The organism is Qipengyuania aquimaris, from assembly GCF_009827445.1.
In the GTDB taxonomy this organism is placed as follows: Bacteria; Pseudomonadota; Alphaproteobacteria; order Sphingomonadales; family Sphingomonadaceae; genus Qipengyuania; species Qipengyuania aquimaris.
This window is the reverse complement of record NZ_WTYI01000001.1, coordinates 958,381-978,699: the sequence shown is the minus strand read 5'-3', so window position 1 is coordinate 978,699 and position 20,319 is coordinate 958,381. Positions and strand designations below refer to the sequence as shown.

Annotated in this window: 19 protein-coding genes; 15 read left to right on the top strand and 4 right to left on the bottom strand. The window is 61.0% G+C overall.

Annotation, left to right across the window (positions count from 1 at the left end):
* Window positions 1-7: 7 nt before the first annotated feature.
* The 8 genes from GRI34_RS04795 (at window position 8) to GRI34_RS04760 (ending at window position 8,785) form a co-directional block, all read left to right on the top strand.
* Window positions 8-547 (top strand): CvpA family protein, encoded by a 540-nt coding sequence (locus GRI34_RS04795; protein WP_160594968.1) that lies wholly within the window; start codon window positions 8-10, stop codon window positions 545-547.
* Entirely contained in the window at window positions 544-972 is a 429-nt protein-coding gene (locus GRI34_RS04790) for an iron-sulfur cluster assembly scaffold protein (RefSeq protein WP_160594967.1), read from the top strand. Before GRI34_RS04795 ends, GRI34_RS04790 begins: the two co-directional genes overlap by 4 nt.
* A 58-nt stretch (window positions 973-1,030) precedes the next feature.
* Window positions 1,031-2,632: an MFS transporter gene (locus tag GRI34_RS04785; RefSeq protein WP_160596394.1), complete on the top strand. Its 1,602-nt coding sequence runs from the start codon at window positions 1,031-1,033 to the stop codon at window positions 2,630-2,632.
* Window positions 2,625-3,668: an alanine racemase gene (gene alr, locus GRI34_RS04780; protein WP_160594966.1), complete on the top strand. Its 1,044-nt coding sequence runs from the start codon at window positions 2,625-2,627 to the stop codon at window positions 3,666-3,668. The genes GRI34_RS04785 and alr overlap by 8 nt, the downstream gene beginning before the upstream one ends.
* Window positions 3,669-3,735: 67 nt before the next feature.
* Window positions 3,736-4,293, top strand: a complete 558-nt coding sequence (gene phaR, locus GRI34_RS04775; RefSeq protein WP_160594965.1) for a polyhydroxyalkanoate synthesis repressor PhaR — start codon at window positions 3,736-3,738, stop codon at window positions 4,291-4,293.
* Between the two features lie 44 nt (window positions 4,294-4,337).
* Window positions 4,338-5,879, top strand: coding sequence for a proline--tRNA ligase (gene proS, locus GRI34_RS04770; RefSeq protein ID WP_160594964.1), 1,542 nt, complete (start codon window positions 4,338-4,340; stop codon window positions 5,877-5,879).
* A gap of 42 nt (window positions 5,880-5,921) precedes the next feature.
* Entirely contained in the window at window positions 5,922-8,219 is a 2,298-nt protein-coding gene (gene rnr, locus GRI34_RS04765; protein WP_160594963.1) for a ribonuclease R, read from the top strand.
* Window positions 8,220-8,269: 50 nt separating this feature from the next.
* Window positions 8,270-8,785 (top strand): peroxiredoxin-like family protein, encoded by a 516-nt coding sequence (locus tag GRI34_RS04760; protein WP_160594962.1) that lies wholly within the window; start codon window positions 8,270-8,272, stop codon window positions 8,783-8,785.
* Window positions 8,786-8,788: 3 nt separating this feature from the next.
* Here the strand turns inward: GRI34_RS04760 and GRI34_RS04755 are convergent, their stop codons facing one another.
* Window positions 8,789-9,241 (bottom strand): universal stress protein, encoded by a 453-nt coding sequence (locus GRI34_RS04755; protein ID WP_160594961.1) that lies wholly within the window; start codon window positions 9,239-9,241, stop codon window positions 8,789-8,791.
* Between the two features lie 130 nt (window positions 9,242-9,371).
* Between GRI34_RS04755 and GRI34_RS04750 the strand changes: the two genes are divergently transcribed.
* The 7 genes from GRI34_RS04750 to GRI34_RS04720 all read left to right on the top strand — a co-directional run bounded on the left by GRI34_RS04750 (window position 9,372) and on the right by GRI34_RS04720 (window position 15,809).
* Entirely contained in the window at window positions 9,372-10,664 is a 1,293-nt protein-coding gene (locus tag GRI34_RS04750) for a pyruvate dehydrogenase complex dihydrolipoamide acetyltransferase (RefSeq protein ID WP_160594960.1), read from the top strand.
* A 30-nt stretch (window positions 10,665-10,694) separates the two neighbouring features.
* Complete coding sequence (locus tag GRI34_RS04745; protein WP_234028148.1) at window positions 10,695-11,084, top strand: hypothetical protein; 390 nt, start codon at window positions 10,695-10,697, stop codon at window positions 11,082-11,084.
* 192 nt (window positions 11,085-11,276) lie between these two features.
* Entirely contained in the window at window positions 11,277-11,720 is a 444-nt protein-coding gene (locus GRI34_RS04740) for an SH3 domain-containing protein (protein ID WP_160594958.1), read from the top strand.
* 38 nt (window positions 11,721-11,758) lie between these two features.
* The gene (locus tag GRI34_RS04735) at window positions 11,759-12,100 is read left to right on the top strand and encodes an acyl-CoA thioesterase (protein ID WP_160596393.1); all 342 of its coding nucleotides are present in this window, start codon (window positions 11,759-11,761) and stop codon (window positions 12,098-12,100) included.
* A gap of 166 nt (window positions 12,101-12,266) precedes the next feature.
* Window positions 12,267-13,679, top strand: a complete 1,413-nt coding sequence (gene lpdA, locus GRI34_RS04730; protein ID WP_160594957.1) for a dihydrolipoyl dehydrogenase — start codon at window positions 12,267-12,269, stop codon at window positions 13,677-13,679.
* A gap of 23 nt (window positions 13,680-13,702) precedes the next feature.
* Complete coding sequence (locus GRI34_RS04725) at window positions 13,703-15,559, top strand: cation:proton antiporter domain-containing protein (protein ID WP_160594956.1); 1,857 nt, start codon at window positions 13,703-13,705, stop codon at window positions 15,557-15,559.
* 64 nt (window positions 15,560-15,623) lie between these two features.
* Window positions 15,624-15,809: a hypothetical protein gene (locus GRI34_RS04720; protein WP_160594955.1), complete on the top strand. Its 186-nt coding sequence runs from the start codon at window positions 15,624-15,626 to the stop codon at window positions 15,807-15,809.
* 10 nt (window positions 15,810-15,819) lie between these two features.
* On the opposite strand, the gene GRI34_RS04715 is transcribed toward GRI34_RS04720, so the two are convergent.
* From GRI34_RS04715 to GRI34_RS04705, 3 genes are all read right to left on the bottom strand, one after another.
* Complete coding sequence (locus tag GRI34_RS04715; protein ID WP_160594954.1) at window positions 15,820-17,136, bottom strand: HlyD family type I secretion periplasmic adaptor subunit; 1,317 nt, start codon at window positions 17,134-17,136, stop codon at window positions 15,820-15,822.
* Window positions 17,133-18,854, bottom strand: coding sequence for a type I secretion system permease/ATPase (locus tag GRI34_RS04710; protein WP_160596392.1), 1,722 nt, complete (start codon window positions 18,852-18,854; stop codon window positions 17,133-17,135). The genes GRI34_RS04715 and GRI34_RS04710 overlap by 4 nt, the downstream gene beginning before the upstream one ends.
* Window positions 18,855-18,939: 85 nt before the next feature.
* Window positions 18,940-20,319, bottom strand: a 1,380-nt coding sequence (locus GRI34_RS04705) for a hypothetical protein (RefSeq protein ID WP_199800112.1), incomplete at its 5' end; no start/stop codon positions are given.

The following is a 20,319-nucleotide window of genomic DNA, read 5'->3' as shown; positions in this document are numbered from 1 at the left end:
GCCGTCTATGACGGGATTTGACTACATCGTTTTGCTGATCGTCGGGCTTGCGGCCATCGGCGGTTTTTCGCGTGGTTTTATGCAGGAAGTCCTGTCGCTGGCGGCCTGGGTACTTGCCGCTTTCGCAATACGCTTCCTCCATACGCCGCTCACGCTGGCGATGCAGGAAGTCCTCGGTACGGGCATTGCGGTCGCAGTCCTCGCCTTCGCCTTGCTCCTCCTCATCCCCTATGCCGCCATGAAAGTCATCGCGAACAATGTCGGAGAAGCATCGCGCAATTCCATTCTCGGCCCGATCGACCGTGCCCTTGGCTTCGGCTTCGGGGCAATCAAGGGCTTCGTGATCGTAGTGATCGCCTTCTCGCTGCTCGTCCTCGGCTATGACAGCGTATGGGATTATCGTGGGCGGCCCGCATGGATCACCACGGCATCGACCTATGAATTCGTGGACGGCGGATCGCGGACCATGGTCGAAGTGCTGGCGGAACGCCGCGCTCGCTTGCTCGGCGAGGAACGAGCCGCAGAAGAAGCGGCTGAAGAAGAGTGAGCCGCCCGCCGGGAGGCGCGCTCTACTCGCCTGCATTCCTGTCGCTGGCAGTCGAGCTATCCCGATATCCCTTCGATGGGGATGCGCCGCATCAGGGTCAGGCCGTTTCGCGCACCTGCGGCAGTTCGATCCGCATTTCTTTCGAAGAGGGCTTCGGGTCAGTCGGCCTCCAAGTGGCGGCCTGTGCGGTCGGGCAGGCCGCGGCCGCCATTTTCGCCCGTCATTGCAAGGGGAAGGACATCGGCGACATGATGTCGATGCCGGAAGCGATAGGACGCTGGTTGGACGGCACCTCCGACATGCCCCAATGGCCGGACCTTCAACTGCTCGAACCAGCAATCGCCTATCCGGGGCGTCATGGGGCCATTCTCCTGCCGTGGAGAGCGGCGGTCGATGCGCTAGGCAAGGCAGGCGGCACTCGCTAAACCTCCGCGCATAACAGGACATTTGGGGAGTAGGGCATTGTCTTCAGGCGAAGAGATCATGCAGCGGGAGCCGACCGAGAAGGAAATCCGGCTCGTCATCGCGGCCAGCAGTGCGGGCACGATCTTCGAATGGTACGATTTCTTCATCTACGGAACGCTGGCGGGCCTGATCGGAGCGGCGTTTTTCCCGAGTGATAACGAGACCCTGCAGGTCCTCCTTGTGTGGGCTGGCTTTGCCGTCGGCTTCGGTTTCCGTCCTCTGGGGGCAATCCTGTTCGGCTTCCTCGGCGACAGGCTGGGGCGCAAGTATACCTTCCTGGTGACCGTGACCCTGATGGGGATAGCGACGGCGGGCGTCGGCCTGATCCCCAGCGCCGCGAGTATCGGCCTTGCTGCACCGATCATCGTGATCTGCCTGCGCATCCTGCAAGGCCTTGCCCTTGGCGGGGAATACGGCGGCGCCGCGATCTATGTGGCAGAGCATGCGCCCCCTGAAAAACGCGGGTTCTACACTAGCTTCATCCAGGCGAGCGTGGTCGGAGGCTTTGTTCTTTCCATCGTCGTCGTGATCGCTTGTCGCGCACTCATTCCGGCGGACGATTTTGCCGCCTGGGGCTGGCGCATCCCGTTCCTGCTGTCGATCGTCTTGCTCGGCATTTCGCTGTGGATGCGGCTCAAGCTCTCGGAAAGCCCGGTTTTCCAGGCGATGAAGGCGGCCGGTGAAACTTCGGCCAATCCCTTCAAGGAAAGCATGACCTATCCCGGCAATCCCAAGCGCATTTTCGTCGCGTTGTTCGGGATTACGGGCATCCTGACAACCATCTGGTACACCGCCTTCTTCTCAGGCCTTTCGTTCCTGCGCGGCCCGATGCGCGTGGAAGAAGGGATCGTGGAGTGGATGCTGCTGATCGCAGGCACCATCTCAATGAGTTTCTACATCGTGGTCGGCAAGTGGTCCGACAGGGTGGGGCGCAAGAAGCCGATCATCATCGGCGCCATCGCCTCGCTCGTCCTGCTGTTTCCGATTTTCTGGGGAATGGGCGCGCTCGCCAATCCCGGTCTCAACCAGAGCGCCGAAGCTGCTCCCGTCACGGTGAGCGGTGCCGCGTGCGAATACGATCCCTTCGCAGAGGTTCAGGCGAGCGCCTGTGGCCGGGTGCTGCAGGATCTGACCGCGCTGGGCGTGCCCTATGCCATCGAGGACACTTCATCGGCCACGACGGTATCGGTTGGCGGTGCTGCCAATGATTACGCTGCACTTGCTGATGCCGATCGCCGCTCGTCGATACAGGGATGGCTCGAGAACGCTGGCTACAGCTTCGAGCGCCAGACACCGCCACTGTCGAGCATTCTGGGTATCATCGGTCTGCTATTGGTCTGCGGGGTTCTGTCGGCGCTGACGTATGGCTCCGTGGCGGCGCTCCTGTGCGAGATGTTCCCGGCGCGTATTCGCTATTCTTCGATGTCGATCCCATACCACATCGGTGCAGGCTACCTCGGAGGCTTCCTCCCGCTGATCGCAGGTTACATTGTCGCAATGACGGGCAATGTCTATTCGGGCCTCTGGTATACGATTGCGATCGTCGCATTCGGTCTCGTGGTGGCATGGTGGGGCATTCCCGACGGGCCGCCGAAGGATTTCGAAGACGCGCATGGTTGACGTACCTCCGCCAACGCTTCGGCTCCGTATCGACCGCGAGGCACTGGCGCACAATTGGCGCGAGCTCGACAGGCTGAGTGGCTCGGCGCGAGCTGGCGCCGCGGTGAAGGCCGATTGCTACGGGCTTGGTGTCGAAAACTGTGTCCCGACGCTGGTCGAGGCCGGGTGCCGCGACTTCTTCGTCGCGCACTGGAGCGAAGTTGCTGCCTTGTTGCCGTTTGTGCCGGCGGAACGGATCGCGGTCCTGCATGGCCCTCTCTCGAATGACGAGGCGACCTATGCACGGCAGACCGGTGTGCGCCCCGTTATCGACAGCGTGCGTCAGGCAAAGCTCTGGACCGAGGGTGGCGGCGGTGCGTGCCACCTCATGGTGGATACCGGGATCAACCGGCTCGGCATCGGTGTATCGGAAGTGTCGGAACCGGCAGTGCAGGCTCTGAAGGTTGAAGTCCTCATGAGCCATCTGGCCTGTGCGGACGAAGACAGTTCGATGAATGCGCGCCAGCTCGCCGATTTCCAGGCGATGCGACCAACGATCCAGCACAAGGCCCTCAGCCTCGCGAACAGCGCCGGAATTGCTCTCGGATCGGACTATCACTTCGATCTGACACGACCGGGCCTGTCGCTTTATGGCGGCGTCCCGCGGGAAGAGCTGTCGGGTCTCATTCGCCAAGTCGCATACCCCAAGGCGGCGATCATCCAGACGCGGAACCTGAAGGCTGGCGAGGGTGTAGGATACAATGCGACCTTCACGGCACCGGCCGATATGCGCATCGGGGTAATGTCGCTGGGCTATGCCGACGGCATCCTCAGGGCGTGGGGAGGGGCGAGCTTCCGGCATGGCGATGCGGCGCTGCCGATCCTTGGCAAGGTGTCGATGGACATGATCGTCATCGACCTCGGCAATGCGCCAGATCTGGGCGAGGGTGACTGGGTCGAACTGCCCTATCACCTACCCGATGCTGCGCAGCAAACCTCTGTTTCGCAATACGAACTGCTTACCGTTCTGGGACAGCGGTTCGATCGTTCGCCCTAACGTGTTGCGCTGCACATTGTGCGCCTGCTAAGCGTGGCTGCAACGCACAATAGGGAAGAGGCAATTCATGGCAAAACGCACCGCAGAGGGCGAACCCATCATCATCAAGAAATACGCCAACCGGCGTCTCTACAATACGGACACCAGCAGCTACATCACGCTGGATGACCTCGCGAAGATGGTCCGAGAGAATGTCGACTTCCAGGTGGTCGATGCGAAGAGCGGTGACGACATCACGCACACGATCCTGACACAGATCATCGTCGAAGAGGAAAGCCAGGGCGGCCAGCAGATGCTGCCCGTCAGCTTCCTGCGTGATCTCATTTCGATGTACGGCAACTCCATGCAGGCCATGATGCCCAGCTACCTGGAAGCCAGCATGGCCAACTTTCGCAAGAACCGCGAGCAGATCCAGGCGGCTTTTGCCAAGGGTATCGAGGCTAACCCGCTGGCCAAGATGGCCGAAGCGAACTTCAAGATGATGCAGAATGCTGCCGAGGCGTTCATTCCGGGAACGCTAAAAGCCGGTTCGAAGAGTGCGAAGCCGGACCAGTCCTCGGAACTCGCGCAGATGCGTACCCAGATGGCGGAAATGCAGAAGAAGCTGGACGAACTGAGCAAATAATTGCATCGGCCCGCGCCGAAACCCACCAGATACAGGAATTACCCGTGGCCCAGATACGCCATGCCTTGAGCACCACGCGCGCCGACGATTTCGCGGCATGGTATCAGGACGTCATCTCTTCCGCTGAAATGGCCGAGGAATCCGGTGTCCGCGGGTGCATGGTAATTCGCCCGTGGGGCTATGGCATCTGGGAACGGATGCAGCGCTTGCTGGACGACCGCATCAAGGCAACGGGTCATTCCAACGCCTATTTCCCGATCTTCATCCCGCTCTCCAATTTCGAGCGCGAGGCCGAACACGTCGAAGGATTCGCCAAGGAAATGGCGGTTGTCACGCACCACCGCCTGATCGCCGGCAAGGATGGCGGCCTCGTACCCGATCCAGAAGCCAAGCTGGAAGAGCCGCTGGTAGTCCGTCCGACTTCGGAAACGATTATCGGCGATGCGATGGCGCGCTGGGTACAGAGCTGGCGCGACCTCCCGCTCAAGCTCAACCAGTGGGCCAATGTCGTGCGCTGGGAGATGCGCACTCGCATGTTCCTGCGCACCAGCGAATTCCTCTGGCAGGAAGGGCATACCGCCCATGCCGACGAGGCAGAGGCGAAAGACCACACGCTGACCATGCTCGAGGTTTACCGGGCGTTCGCGGACGAGGACCTGGCACTGGCGGTGATCCCGGGCGAAAAGCCCGAGAACGAGCGCTTTCCCGGTGCGGTAGAGACCTGGTCGATCGAAGCCATGATGCAGGACGGCAAGGCGCTGCAGGCTGGCACAAGCCACTATCTTGGTACCAATTTCGCCCAAGCCAGCGGCATCAAGTACCAGAACAAGGATGGCGGCGAGAGCCTGTGCCACACCACCAGCTGGGGCGTTTCGACGCGCATGGTAGGCGGCGTGATCATGACGCATGGCGACGATGACGGCCTGCGCCTGCCGCCCAAGATCGCCCCGCAGCAGGTCGTTATCCTGCCCATGCTGCGCGACAAACCCGAAGACGAGGCGCTGATCGACTATTGCGAAGCGCTGCGTGCCACGCTTGCTGCACAGCACGTATTGGGCGAACCCCTTCGCGTTCTCCTCGATACCCGACCGGGCAAGGCTGCTGCCAAGCGCTGGGACTATGTACGCAAGGGCGCGCCGATCATCATCGAAGTCGGCGGCCGCGACATCGAAAACGGCGTCGTCAGCCTGCTTCGCCGCGACAAGCTCTGGAACGAAGAGAACGGCAAACCCGCATTCCAGACCCCGACGCGTGAAATTGCCGGTCAGACGGTGCCGGATATTCTTGCAGACATGCAGTCCAGCCTGCTCATCGAAGCGCAGGAACGACGCGATGCCAATATCACCCGCGGTGTCACCGATTTTGCCGAGGTCGAGAAGTTCTTCTCCGGCTCGCGTTATGCGGGCTGGGTCGAAGTCCAGTGGTCCAAGCCGACCGGGGCAGAGCTGGATGAAGTGGTCGAGCGTCTCAAGGCGCTCAAACTCACCATGCGCAACGTGCCGATCGGCGCAGCGGCTGTGGATGGAGACTGCATCTTCACCGGCAAGCCGGCGACCGAACGCGTATTGCTCGCCAAGGCTTACTAGCGCCCCGTGACATGGGGGCCGTGCGTCCCCATATGGCGTTCCATGAAAAAACATAATCGTACCGGGCGGCCGCAAGGCCTCCCGAGCAAAGAACAGATACTCGAATTCATCCAGGGGTCGCCGACCCCCGCCGGCAAACGCGAAATCGCGAAGGCGTTCGGCCTGAAGGGCCAGGAAAAGATCGCGCTTAAGAAGCGCCTCAAGGACATGGCCGAAGAAGGCCTGATCGACGGCAAGCGCACCGCCTATCACCGCATGGGCGGCGTGCCGAAGGTCACGGTGCTGAAGGTCCTCGAAATCGAGGACGGCGAACCGATTGCCGTGCCCGAAAACTGGGATCCGGACAGCAAGGAAAAGGCTCCGCGCCTTACGGTCAAGGAAAGCAAGAAGGTTGCCGCCCTCAAGCGCGGCGATCGCTTCCTTGCGCGAACCGAAGAAAAGCCGCGCGGGTGGATAGCCCATCCGATGAAAAAGTTGCCCGCGCGCACCGAAGGCCTGATGGGCGTCGTCGAGATCGACGGCGGCGGAAAGGCATGGCTCGCGCCGGTGGACAAGCGCGTGCGCAATTCCTCGCCGATCTCGGACCTTGGCGGGGCGGAAGAGGGCGACCTCGTGCTCGCGGAAAAGGCCGGCAAGTCGGCCCGTTCCGCGGTCAAGGTCGTCGAAGTGATCGGCGACCCGCTCGCACCCAAGAGTTTCAGCCTGATTGCCATCGCAAAGCACGGCATCCCGCACATCTTCCCTGAACAGGCGCTGGAGGAAGCGCAGCAGGTGGCGCAGCTCTCCTTGAGCGAGGACAAGCGCGAGGACCTGCGTCACGTCCCTATCATCGCCATCGACCCTGCCGATGCGCGAGACCATGACGATGCCATCTGGGCCGAACCGGACGGGAAGGGCGGCTATCGCGCCATCGTCGCCATTGCCGACGTCAGTTTCTATGTGAGGCCGGGTGGTGCGCTCGATCGCGAAGCGCGCAAGCGCGGCAATTCGGTTTATTTCCCGGATCGCGTCGTGCCGATGCTGCCGGAAATCCTCAGCGCCAACGTCTGCTCGCTGGTCGAAGGAGAAGACCGGGCGGCAATGGCCTGCCACATCTCTATTTCGCCCGAAGGCAAGGTGACCGACTGGCGCTTTACCCGCGCCATCGTGAGGCTAGCCTCGAACACGGCCTATGAGGACGCGCAGAAGGCCATCGACGATGGCAGCGCCGACGATACGCTCAAGCACCTCTGGGGCGCCTGGGAATTGCTGCACAAGGCACGCGAGGCTCGCGATCCGCTGGACCTCGAACTGCCAGAGCGCCAGGTCCGCCTCAATGACGAGGGCGTGATCGAGGAAATCGCCGTGCGCGAGCGTCTCGATGCGCACCGCGTGGTGGAAGATTTCATGATCGCGGCCAATGTCGCGGCTGCCAAGGCGCTGGAAGCAAAGAAGGCCCCGGTCGTCTATCGCGTCCATGAAACGCCGAGCCGCGAGAAGCTGACTGCATTCAAGGAATATCTCGCCGCGCAGGGCCGCAATTTCGCCCTTGGCCAGGTCATCACGCCCGGCCTCTTCAACCGGATGCTGAAGGACATCGGAGATCCTGCGGAAAAGGCGCTGATCATGGAAGCAGTGCTGCGCAGCCAGACGCAGGCCTATTACGGGCCGGCCAATGCCGGGCATTTCGGCCTCGCGCTCGGCAGCTATGCGCATTTCACCTCGCCCATTCGCCGCTATGCCGACCTTCTGGTCCACCGCGCGCTGGTCGATGCCTACCACCTCGAACAACCCAAGCCCAAGGGCGATATCCCGCCCGCATCGGGTCTTTCCGATCGCGACAGGACCGCGCTTAGCCAGATCACCGATGCCATCAGCCAGACAGAACGCCGCGCGATGGAGGCCGAGCGCGATACGATCGACCGCTACGTCGCCGCATGGCTTTCCGGCCGGGTCGGGGAGACTTTCGACACGCGGATCACCGGTGTGCAGGGTTTCGGCTTTTTCGCCACCATCGAGAACCTCGGCGGTGACGGGCTCGTGCCAGTTTCGACATTGGGCCGCGAATATTTCCGCTATGACGAGGCGGCCCGCCAGCTTGTCGGTGAAAACAGCGGCAAGACCTATGCCGTGGGTGACCGATTGAAGCTCAAGCTGGCGGAATCGAACCCGCTCACAGGCGCGATGAAATTCGAGGTGCCCGAAAGCGACGGCTCACCCATCGAAAAGCGCGGGGACAGGCCTCCGCCCCGCAAGAAGAAGCCGCTGGCGAAAAGCAAGGGTGCTCCCCGCCAGAAGCACCAGACCGGCCAGCGCGGACGCCCGAAGAATATCCGGCACCAGGGTAGGAAGAAGAAGTAACGGAACGGGGGCCGGGTACGTCCATTGATCTGGCAAAGGAGATTGCCAGAATGCTAGTACCCGGCCAGCCCGTTCCAGACCTCGACCTGCCCCTGACCATCGATGCGCGTTTCGAACTGTCGAAACAGTCGCCTGACAGCTTCACCATGCTGGTGTTTTATCGCGGCAAACACTGCCCGATCTGCAGGAAATACCTCACTGAACTGGGTTCCAAGCTGGGCAAGTTCACCGACAAGGGCATCAATGTCTTTGCCGTGTCTATGGATAGCCCCGAACGCGCACAGGTCAGTCACGAGGAATGGGAAACGGCAGACCTACCGCTCGCCCATTCGCTGAGCGAGGAACAGGCGCGAGAGTACGGCCTCTACATTTCGGAAAAGCGCGAAGGCAGCGAAGAACCCGAACGCTTCAGCGAGCCCGGACTGTTCCTGGTCAAACCCGACGGCACTTTGCACTTCGCCGTGGTCCAGAACGCGCCGTTCACGCGTCCGGACCTCGACGACCTGCTTAGCGGTCTGACCTTCACGCTGGAGAACGACTACCCGACGCGCGGCACCTTGACCTGATGCTCAGGCGAGTGCGTCCAGCTGCTCGCGCGTGAGTTTGCCCGGCACGATGTATAGAGGGCAGGGCAGCTCGCTGGCGCGGGCGGAGAAATGCTGGACCAGCGGGTCCTTCCCGCCATCGCTCGTCGTCCCCAGGACCAGGGCCGCGATCTCGCCGTGATCTTCCAGATAGGTCTTGATCACATCGGCGGGCGCGCCTGGGCGCACGGCGATAACAGGCATCTTGCCCATTTCGCCGAAGATGTTGCCGGCCGCGCTGTTGGCGAGCACTTCGGCACGTTCTCGCGCCTCCTGCTCGATCGTCGCCTGCACGCCGCCGAAAGCGTTGAAGGTCTGTTGCGGCACCAGCGCCAGTATGTGCACCGAACCATTGGTCTTCATCGCGCGCAGCGAGGCAAACCGCAGCGCCTGCTTCGATTCTTCCGTTTCGTCCATGACGACCAGGTAAGTACGCATGACCCGTTCCCCTCTTCTGGACGCAGGCCTATCCGGTAATTCGTATTCTGCGCAAGGACCTTGCGGCGGCGGCGCATTTTGGCCAGAGGTCCCAGCAACAGTATTTCCAGCGAGGACGTAACGTCAGCACATGCCCACGCCGATCAAGATGCCCGCCCTTTCCCCGACTATGGAAGAAGGCACGCTCGCCAAATGGCTCGTGAAGCCTGGAGACAAGGTCGAAGCCGGCGACATCATGGCGGAAATCGAAACCGACAAGGCGACGATGGAATTCGAAGCCGTCGACGAGGGCACCATCGCCTCGATCGCGGTTGAAGAGGGCACGGAAGGCGTGAAGGTCGGCACCGTGATCGCCATGCTTGCCGAAGAGGGCGAGGATCTGGACGAGGCCGCAGCCGCTGCTCCCGCCGATGGCGAGGATAAGGCCGAGGAAGCCCGCGAGGAAAAGGTCGAGCAGGAAGAGAAGCGCACCGAAGCGCCCGCTCCGTCTCCCGCAGCCGCGCCTGCCGCGAAGAAGTCCGATGAAGGCGGCCGCATCAAGGTATCGCCACTCGCACGCCGGATTGCAGAGGAGAAGGGGCTGGACCTGTCGACCATAAGGGGCTCGGGCCCCAATGGCCGCATCGTGAAGGCCGACGTCGAGGATGCGAAACCCGGTGCGGCGCCTGCCAAGGAAGCAGCTGCTCCCGCGCCTGCTCCGGCCAAGCCGGCGGCACAGGGCGGCGATCTCGACGCACCTTACGAAGCGCAGAAGCTCAACAATGTCCGCAAGGTCATCGCGCGCCGCCTTACCGAGGCGAAGCAGACCATCCCGCACATCTATCTCACTGTGGATGTGCGCCTCGACGCGCTGCTCAAGCTGCGCAGCGAACTCAACAAGAGTCTGGAAGCGGACGGCATCAAGCTGTCGGTCAACGACCTGCTTATCAAGGCGCAGGCCCGCGCACTGCAGCGCGTGCCGCTGTGCAATGTCAGCTTCCAGGGCGACGAGCTCCACCAATACACGCGCGAGGATATCTCTGTCGCCGTGGCCGCGCCTTCGGGCCTCATCACGCCGATCATCCGCGATGCGGGCCGCAAGGGCCTCGCGCAGATCAGCACCGAGATGAAGGAGCTTGCTGGCAAGGCGCGCGACGGCAAGCTGCAACCGCATGAATTCCAGGGCGGCACCGCTTCGCTCTCCAACCTCGGCATGTTCGGCACCAAGCAGTTCGACGCGGTGATTAACCCGCCGCAGGCGATGATCCTTGCGGTCGGCGCAGGCGAGCAGCGTCCGCATGTTATCGACGGCGCCCTCGGCATCGCCACCGTGATGAGCGCCACCGGCAGCTTCGACCACCGCGCCATCGACGGCGCGGACGGCGCACAGTTCATGCAGGCCTTCCAGCAGCTCGTGGAGAACCCGATGGGGCTGGTGGTTTGATCACCAATGGGGCTTCGGACTTCATTTGGATTGGCTTCTTTTACAGCCGTACTTCTTGCGCCTTCGGTCGCACTCATCTCGTCGCTGTTGCTAAACGGGAAGCCCATTATCGCTGACGGTGCAGATAATAGTGCTCTTCTCTTCATTTTGGTGCCGAGCTACCTGGTTACGCTAATAGGCTTTTTTGCGTTCGGCTTGCCGGTCACGATCGTACTCGACAAGATCGGTGGAGATGCGATGGTCGGCTCCGGCATCGGCTTGATGGCAATGGTCTGCCTTCCATTCGGCCTCGCTGAAACGGACTTCCTCGCTCGGCTGGCGGCACTCACCTTCATCTTCACTGCAGGGCTGTTCGTTTTAATCTATCTCTCGGCGGGAAGTCGCGTTGAGCAGAATACAGTGGGATCAACCGATGTCTGATCGTTCACCCCTCGTCCGTGTCACCGCCATGCCGACCGACTTCGACACCTTTGATGGGGTGTTCGGCGGGTGGCTGATTAACCCAAGAGTATTAGGCGCTCGACCCAGACCATAGCGGACACAAATCCCCGTCCGCACGGTTCGTTAAAAAGAGGGCAGGCACACCGTCCGCCTGAATAGAGGAGAAACATCATGATCCGCACTGCAATCGCCATTCCGGCGCTCGCGCTGGCGCTCGCAGCCTGTTCGCAGGAAGCCGAAGAAGCGCCCGCCAACGACGTAGTGGCAACCGCACCTGCCGATGCGACCATGGCTGCTCGCCCCGTCATGTATGGCGGTGAAGCGAACATGGATGCGTGCGGCTCTGCCGGAACCGTGGGCGCGCTCGACACGCTGGAAGGCCAAGTACTCACCGTGCATTCGGCTCCCGATGCGACTGCTGATCAAACCGACCTGCTCCAGCCGGGACAGATGGTTTCGATCTGCGAGAACGAAGGCGATTGGGTCGGTGTGGTTTACTCCAAGAATGCGGCCGACTGCGGCACCGGTACGCCGGTTGCGGATCGCCGCGCCTATGACGGCCAGTGCCAGTCGGGCTGGATTAATGGCTCCTACCTCACCAATCAGGCGGGTTGATTCGCTTGGCACGTGAACCCCTCATTCGCGTCACGGCCATGCCTGCCGACACGAACCCTTACGGGGGCGTGTTTGGCGGGTGGCTGATGAGCCAGATGGCGCTTGGTGCCGGTTCGCTGGCGAGCCGCGAAGGGCAGGGCAAAGCGGTGGTCGTTTCGGCCACCGACTTCGCCTTTCCCGGCGCGATGCAGGTGGGTGACGAATTGTCGGTCTATTGCGAGATTGCGAACACCGGTAACACCTCGCTCACGATCACAGCCGAGGCCATCGCCCGCGAACGCAATGGGGTTGCAGAAACCAGGGTGGCGCAGGGCACGTTTAAATTCGTCCTGCTCGACGAAGATGACCGCCCGCGTGCCGTGGCGGAGCGGTGGGCATGACACCTGTCCTACCGCTTCCGTTCGGCGTTAAGATGCCTGCATGAGCGCGCCGATGACTCCCACGAATACCTATTTTACTTCCACTGACGCGTCCTTCACGGTTTTTACCTGCAGGACCGTGTTCCATGTGTTCCACTCTGTCGGACAGACCGAAGGCTAAATCCAAATGTCTACCCAATACGACGTCATCGTTCTCGGCTCCGGACCCGGAGGCTATGTCGCTGCAATCCGCTGCGCACAGCTGGGCCTGAAGACCGCCATCGTAGAACGCGAGCTGTTGGGAGGCATCTGTCTCAACTGGGGTTGCATTCCGACCAAGGCGCTGCTGCGTTCGGCCGAGATCCTGCATTACGCCCAGCACGCCAGCGACTATGGCCTGAAGATCGCAGGCAAGATCGAAGCGGATTTGGAAGCTGTGGTGAAGCGCAGCCGCGGCGTTGCGAAGCAGCTCAACCAGGGCGTCACGCACCTGATGAAGAAGAACAAGATTACGGTGCACATGGGCGAGGGCACGCTGACCGGCCCGACCAGCCTGACCGTGAAAGGCGAGAAGGGCGAAGAGAAGCTCACCGCCAAGCACGTGATCGTCGCCACCGGCGCGCGCGCCCGCGACCTGCCTTTCGCCCCTGCCGACGGCAAGCGCGTGTGGACCTATCGCCATGCGATGACACCGCCGGAAATGCCCAAGAAGCTGCTCGTGATCGGCTCGGGCGCGATCGGCATCGAATTCGCCAGCTTCTATAATGATATGGGCTGCGATGTGACCGTGGTCGAAATGCTCGACCGCATCGTGCCGGTGGAAGACAAGGATGTCTCCGCCTTCCTCGAAAAGAGCCTGACCAAGCAGGGCATGACCATCATGACCGGCGCTGGTGTCGAGGACATCAAAGTCTCCGACAAGGGCGTGAAGGCCAAGATCAAGGACAGCAAGGGCAAGGTCTCGGAAACCGAGTTCACCCACTGCATCACCGCCATCGGCATCGTGCCGAACACGGAGAACATCGGGTTGGAAAAGCTGACCGAGATGGACCGCGGCTTCATCCAGATCGACGATTATGGCCGCACCAAGTCGAAGGGCCTCTGGGCCATCGGCGACTGCACACCCGGCCCCTGGCTGGCGCACAAGGCGAGCCACGAAGGCGTCACCTGTGCCGAGGCTATCGCCAAGGAACTGGGCAACAAGGACGTCCACCCGCACCCGCTCGACCGGAGCAACATCCCGGGCTGCACCTATTGCCATCCGCAGATCGCCAGCGTCGGCCTGACCGAGGCGAAGGCCAAGGAAGCCGGCTATTCGGTGAAGGCGGGCACTTTTCCGTTCATCGGCAACGGCAAAGCCATCGCGCTGGGCGAGGCGGAAGGCTTCGTGAAGACCGTGTTCGATGCGAAGACCGGCGAACTGCTCGGCGCGCACATGGTCGGTGCCGAAGTGACCGAGATGATTCAGGGCTTCGTCGTCGGCAAGACGTTGGAGACGACCGAGGCGGAACTGATGAACACCGTCTTCCCGCACCCGACCATCAGCGAAAGCATGCATGAAAGCGTCTTAGCGAGCTACGGACGGGCTTTGCACATCTGATCCCGTAGGGCAGGAAGGACGGCATGACTTCGTTTCTGGTTCTCGCCTTCCTGATCCTCGCCGCAGGGGTAGTAGCGGTTCCGCTCGCGACCCGGTTCGGACTGGGTTCGGTGCTTGGCTACCTCCTTGCCGGAATGGCAATCAGCCCACTGCTTGCAGCAGGCAATGTCGACGTCGAAGCGCTGCAGGTCTTTGCCGAATTCGGGGTCGTGATGATGCTCTTCATCATCGGCCTGGAGATGGAGCCGCAACGACTTTGGGCAATGCGGGGAAAGCTCCTCGGCCTAGGCGGCGGGCAAGTTCTCCTGACGACGCTTGCACTCATGGGGATCGCCCTGCTTGACGGCAATCCATGGCAGACGGCGCTCGCGATCGGTATGGTCCTGGCGCTTTCGTCCACCGCCATCATCGTTCAGACGCTGACCGAGAAGAACCTCATGAAGAGCGAGGGCGGGGAGGCGAGTTTCTCGGTCCTCCTCGTGCAGGACGTCGCGGTCATCCCGATCCTCGCCTTGCTTCCGCTCCTCGCGATGCCCGAACTCTATGGTGCAGGAGCAGCCCACGGCGGGGAGGGCGGTCACGGAGGCATCGATCTTACGGCGTCGATGCCAGTATGGCTTGCGGCGCTTTGCAGACTTGCGGCAGTGGCCGTAGTCATCGGTATCGGGATTTTCGCGGTCCGTCCGCTGTTCCGCTACATCGCGGCAGCCAATTTGCGCGAGCTCTTCACTGCTGCCGCATTGGGTGTGGTGATCGGCATCGCCCTGCTTATGTCGCTTGTGGGCCTGTCTCCCGCCCTTGGCGCATTCGTCGCGGGTGTCGTCCTCGCAACAAGTGAGTACCGGCACGAACTCGAGAGCGACTTAAACCCCTTCAAGGGACTACTTCTGGGGCTGTTCTTCATTACCGTGGGTGCCGGGATCGACTTCGTCCTGGCCAGCCAGATGTGGCAATCGGTGCTGTTCTGGGCAGCCGTGACGATCGCAGCGAAGTTCGCTGTGTTGTTCGCAGTAGGCTGGTTCTACGGGTTGAGAAGGCAAGCCCTGTGGCTGTTCGCCCTCAGCCTGCCGCAGGCTGGCGAGTTTGCCTTCGTCCTGATCTCTTTCGCCGTCGCCAATGCGGTATTCGGCCAGGCCCAGGCAGACCTGCTGCTGCTGGTCGTGGCGCTCACAATGCTAGCCACGCCGCTCCTGTTCATCTTCTACGACAAGGGTATTGCGAGGTTCTATTGCAAGGGTCAGGAACGTGAGCCCGACGCGATCGACGAGGAGAATCCCGTCATCATTGCAGGGCGCGGCCGCGTAGGAGGCATCGTCGATCGCATGCTGCAGCTTGCAGGCTATTCGACCACGGTGATAGATTATGACAGCGCCCAATTGGAGATCGTACGCAAATTTGGCTTTCGCACATACTTCGGGGATGCCACCCGCCCGGATCTGCTTGTGTCGGCGGGTATCGAAAACGCCAAGCTTCTCGTCGTCGCGCTGGATGAGAGGGAGCAGATTGACAAGCTCGTGAAGCACGTCCTCAAAAATTACCCGCACGTCCACATCACCGCCCGGGCGATCGACCGCAATCACGTATACGATCTGTGGGCGTTCGGTTGCCGGGACATCATTCGCGAGACTTATGATTCAAGCCTAAGGATCGGCCGCTCGGCCTACGAGGCGCTTGGGATGAACCGGGAACAGGCCCAGGCCGCTACGGATGCGTTTGAAAAGAACGATCGCGCCGCCATGCCCGAAGTTGCCAGCCTCTACCGCGTCGGTGTTCCTTTCCACGAGAACGAGGAACTCATGACCCGCGTCCGCGAGTTGCGCGAGGAGTGGGATCCGATCCTGCGAGAGCAAATGGACGAAATCCTCAATCGGGAAAAATAAGCTTATTGCTCGGAAGGAACCGTGCGTTGGCAAGCTTCGTTCTTTGAGGAAAGGAGCTTCCGAAATGGAATACGAAATCGACGATGATCCGCAGGATGCCTCGACCGATAACGACGAAGGCGCCTCGCGCGACGGTGGTATAGTCGAAGACCATATCGCCCTGAAAAACCAGTCGAGCGTTTCTCCCGAGGATTATCCGCAGGATGAGCGTCAGGCCCAGTCTCTGGTGAAGCCAAAGAAGCGCGACTGACCGAGAATAGCTATTCGCGGAACGCCCGTTCCTTGAGCCATGTGATCGGAGTGAAGAGGTAAGACAGGATCGAGCGTTCTTCGCCTAGCAGGCTAACATTCGCTACCATTCCTGGGCCGATTTCCAACGGGTTTCCATCCTGGTCTTTCAGGACGTCGGTTGTCTGGACCTCGACCGTATAGAAGCTCTCTCCGGTGTCTTCGTTCACGACCGCGTCTGGCGAAATCGAGGTGACGGTTCCCGCCATCTTGCCGAAGATTGCAGGGTTGTAGGCTGTAATCTCCACGAAGGCGTTCTGCGACAAACCCACGTTCGCAATATCCTGCGGCCGCACCATCGCTTCGACATAAAGCGCATCGTCGGTCGGGACGATCTCCACGATCGGTTCGCCCGACGCAACCGTGCCGCCGACCGTGGTGACGAACACGCGATTGACCAAGCCGCTCATCGGTGCGCGGATGACCGTGCGGTCGACCCGGTCCTCGAGACCGGGCAGCGTCATCTGCTGGACGGAAAGGTCAGCCTGCGCCTGGGAGAGCTCCATCCCTGCCCGACTGCGCCAATCGCTCACTTGCTGGGCGAGGGCAGCCTGCGCTTCGGCAATGCTCGACTGAGCGCGAGCGAGGGACGCTTCAGCTGCGGAGACTTCACTCGCGGCCACCTGCGCTGCGTTTTCGGCCTGGATCAGCTCGATTTGCGGGACGATCTTTTGCTCTGCCAACGGCCTCAGCATCGTGAGCTCGCGTTCCGCAGTGACGAGATTCGAGCGTCGTGCGGTCAGGATCGATTGGGCTTCTGCGACGGACCTGCGGGCCTGGACAATGCGTGCCTCACCAGCTGACCGCAGGCTGCTCAATTCGGCTGATCGAGCGCTGTGAAGCGACCTTTCGATGGCAATTTGGTCAGAGGGTAGGGACCCATAGTCAGGCGCGCCGCCACTGACTTCGGCGCGAAGGCGGGCGATGCGGGCTTCGAGTGCGCTGACACCTGCTTCCGAACTGTCGAGGGCCGAGCCCGTGATCGCTGGGTTGAGCCGCACCAGGATTTCGCCGCGCCGGACTTCCTTGCCTGCCGTCACCATGATTTCTTGGACGACACCACCTTCCAGGTTGGAGACAACCTGCAATTTCGAACTCGGAACAACCCGCCCAGCAGCGCGGACTGTTCGCTCCACAGTCGTGAATGCCGCCCAGATGACCGCAAGCACGGTAAACGCGGCAATCGACCACAGGATGATGTTCGAGGATTTTCTGGCCTTGATCTCCTGGGCTTCGAATTCGCCATCTTCGCCAAGGAGTTGGCTCGTGATTTTTGAGAAAGCGTTCATCGTGCTGCTATCCTCGTTACCTTGCGCGTTATGTCTTCAGGGGTGCCATCCATCGCCACCCGTCCGCGGGACATCAGGATGACCCTGTCCACGAGCGCGAGAAGGGAAGGGCGGTGGGTGATCAGGACAAGGGTCCTTCCTGCAAATTCCTTGCGCAGATTGTTGATGAGCTTAGCTTCCGTTTCCGTATCGACCGCCGATGTCGGCTCATCGAAAACAAGGATAGGAGGCTGGCCAACCAGGGCACGCGCCATAGCGATAGATTGCCGTTGCCCGCCCGACAGGCCGGATCCTCGGTCGGCGAGCTTCAGATCGTACCCGTTCGGCATGCGCGAAATGAAGTCGTGGGCCATGCTGATTTTTGCAGCGCGGATCATCTCTTCATCGTCCGCATCGGGACGACCAAGCATGATGTTCTCGCGAATACTGCCGGTCAGAAGGGCGTTATCCTGCAGCAACGCCCCGGCCTTTGCGCGAAGCGATCTGGGTGTCAGCTGTCGGATGTCAGTTCCGTCGATCATGACGAGACCGCTGGTCGGCGGGTACAGCCCGATCATGAGGCGTGCGATAGTGGACTTCCCGGAACCGATCGGTCCGATAAGCGCCACGTTTTCGCCAGGTTCGATCCGGAAATTGACTCCGCTCAAAGCGAGCTCTGCGGCACCGGGATAGCGGAAATCCACATCGCGGAACTCGATTGCACCTTCCACTATGTTCGGCGCTAGTCCGAGGCCTTCGGGGCCTTCGGCAGGCATTTCCATCATGGTATTGATCCGCCGGTAGGCGGTGCGCGCGGCGTGAATGCGGGTGAGAAGGGTGGCTATAGCTCCAAGCGGTGCAACGGCACGGCCGGCCAAGATCGAACAGGCGATTAATCCGCCCATGGTGAGGTTCTGCTCGGCAATTGCAAAGACGCCGAAAATGACCATGCCGGTGTAGGCCATGGTCTGAGCGCTGCCTGCGATGGTGGTTGCGAGGTTGGCGGTCAAGCGCTGTCGAAGCGAGACATTTGCATGTCCCTTCATCGCTTCTTCCCAGCGATGGCTGAGCATATCGCCGGCGTTTGAAGATTTGACCGTCTCGAGGCTTCCGATCGTCTCGACGAGGACCGCCTGCTTGCCAAGCGCCTCGTCCAGCGATTGCGAAGACAGTCGGCGCATTGCCGGCTGTGTGGCGATGGCGGAAAGGATCACCAGCGGGATCATCACGATCGGGACCAGGACCAGCCAACCCCCGACCATCGCAATCACGGCGAGGGTAATGATAGTAAAGGGCACGTCTACAAGCGCGGTGATCGTGGCGGATGCAAAGAAGTCCCGCAGGGTTTCGATCTCACGGACAAGGCCAGCCAAACCACCAGTGGTGTGCCGGCTCAGGTCCAGCCTCAGGGCGAGGATGCGTTCGAATATCGCCTTGCCGATATCGCGATCGACACGGGCCCCTGCGATATCGACGAAATAGGCCCGCAAGAGTTTGAGTACGAAATCGAAGATGAGCACGATGCCAAGGCCAACAGCGAGGCCGATCAGCGATTCCGTGGCATTGTTGGGTACGATGCGGTCGTAAACCGTCATCGTGAAAAGCGCTGTGACGAGTGCAAAGCAATTGATCAGAAACGCGGCGACCAAGACCCTCATGTAAAGAGGTCTGCTCTTTTTCAACGGCTCAGAAAGCCATGGTGCTATCCGCGGCTTGGGACCGTATTCTTCATGTTCCAAATCAGCCAATTGCCTTTACCTCCCCCCGGAATAGGCTTGGCACCGCCGTCGGAATTGACAGCGGTGCCGAGCTGGTCAGTTAGCGCTACGCAACCGCGATATATTGGGCCTCCGCGATCTCCAGAGCGCTCTCACCTACGATGCCCGCATTGAGCGAAGTTTCGTAAACGGTGTTGTCACTGTCGCTGCGGAAGGTCGTGCTGCTCGTGTCTTCGAACATTCCTTCCGAGATGGCATCGGCCAGGGCATTCTGGAATGCCAGGCTGTCTCCATCGCCGGCCACGAACACACCGTTGACCGTTCCACCCTCGTTGTATTCGGACAGTGCATTGTGGATCTCGCCGCCCGAATGATCGAGACCTTCGGGGTTCTTCCACTCGCTGCTGCTGGTCTTGATACGGCCAGTCCCAGCGAAAGAGTCGAAGGTTTCGTCGAGACCGCCTTTATCCGCGCCGGCGTAGCTTTGCAGCCAGTCGATCGCATCGTCGAGATAGTGCTTGGCGGTGTTCTCCGAACCATCGCCGATGTCGTTTCCGGATAGGAAATTGAGCCAGGTTGCAACGGTATCGCGGCCGAGTTTGGAAACAACGTCGTTGCCTTTCTTGCTCGATGCGTCGACGAGTTCCTGGGCATCCTCAAGCGAGATGAAGAGAGTGTCTTCACCTGCTCCTGTGAGGCCATCTCCATCATAATCGCCGATCAGCAGACCAACTTCGTCATCGCTATCGATCACGCCGTCATTGTTGCTGTCGACAGTATACAGAAGGTCCTGGTTGCCATCAGTGCTCGGATCCCCATCCGGGAATTCCGGCCCGTCATGTGCCTGGTTATCCGCAATGCCGTCCCAGAAGGTGCCGCCATTGTTCGGGTTCTGCCAGAAGCCTGGCGTACGAACACCTGGAGCTGGATCGTTTAGCCCGAAGTAGTGGGCTGCATCGCTGTCCGATACACCCTGGTCGGTCGATACGGTGACAGTGTTGATGTGCTGTCCAGCTTCGAACGGCATGGTGTAGTAGACGCTGAGGCTCTCGCCTGGTGCCAATGCTTCTGAATCGAGGACTCCGTCGACGGATCCATCGGCGCCGTCGACCGTCGCCCAATCCTCTCCGGCATCACGGAGGCCGTCGCCGTCGAGATCGACCCATGCATCAATTGCGGGATCGGTATAATCCAGCTCTCCTGCGAAGACCGAACCGGCCGGCGAACTCAGGATATCGCTGAAGTCGAAGCCCGTGAGGGTGACGTTTCCATCGTTCGCAACCGTCACAAGGAAATAGATCGGGTTGTTAGCGGAAGTAGCCTGCGGTCCCATCGGATTGTCGTGATCGTCAAGCAAAGGATCGAACACGTTGTCGTCGATCGACACATACTTCTCGACGTTGATCGAAGGATCGCACACGATGCCTGTGTGGACGGTGGAGGGTCCTGCAGAGACCTGTTCTGCGCCGAACATGGCGGTGACGCT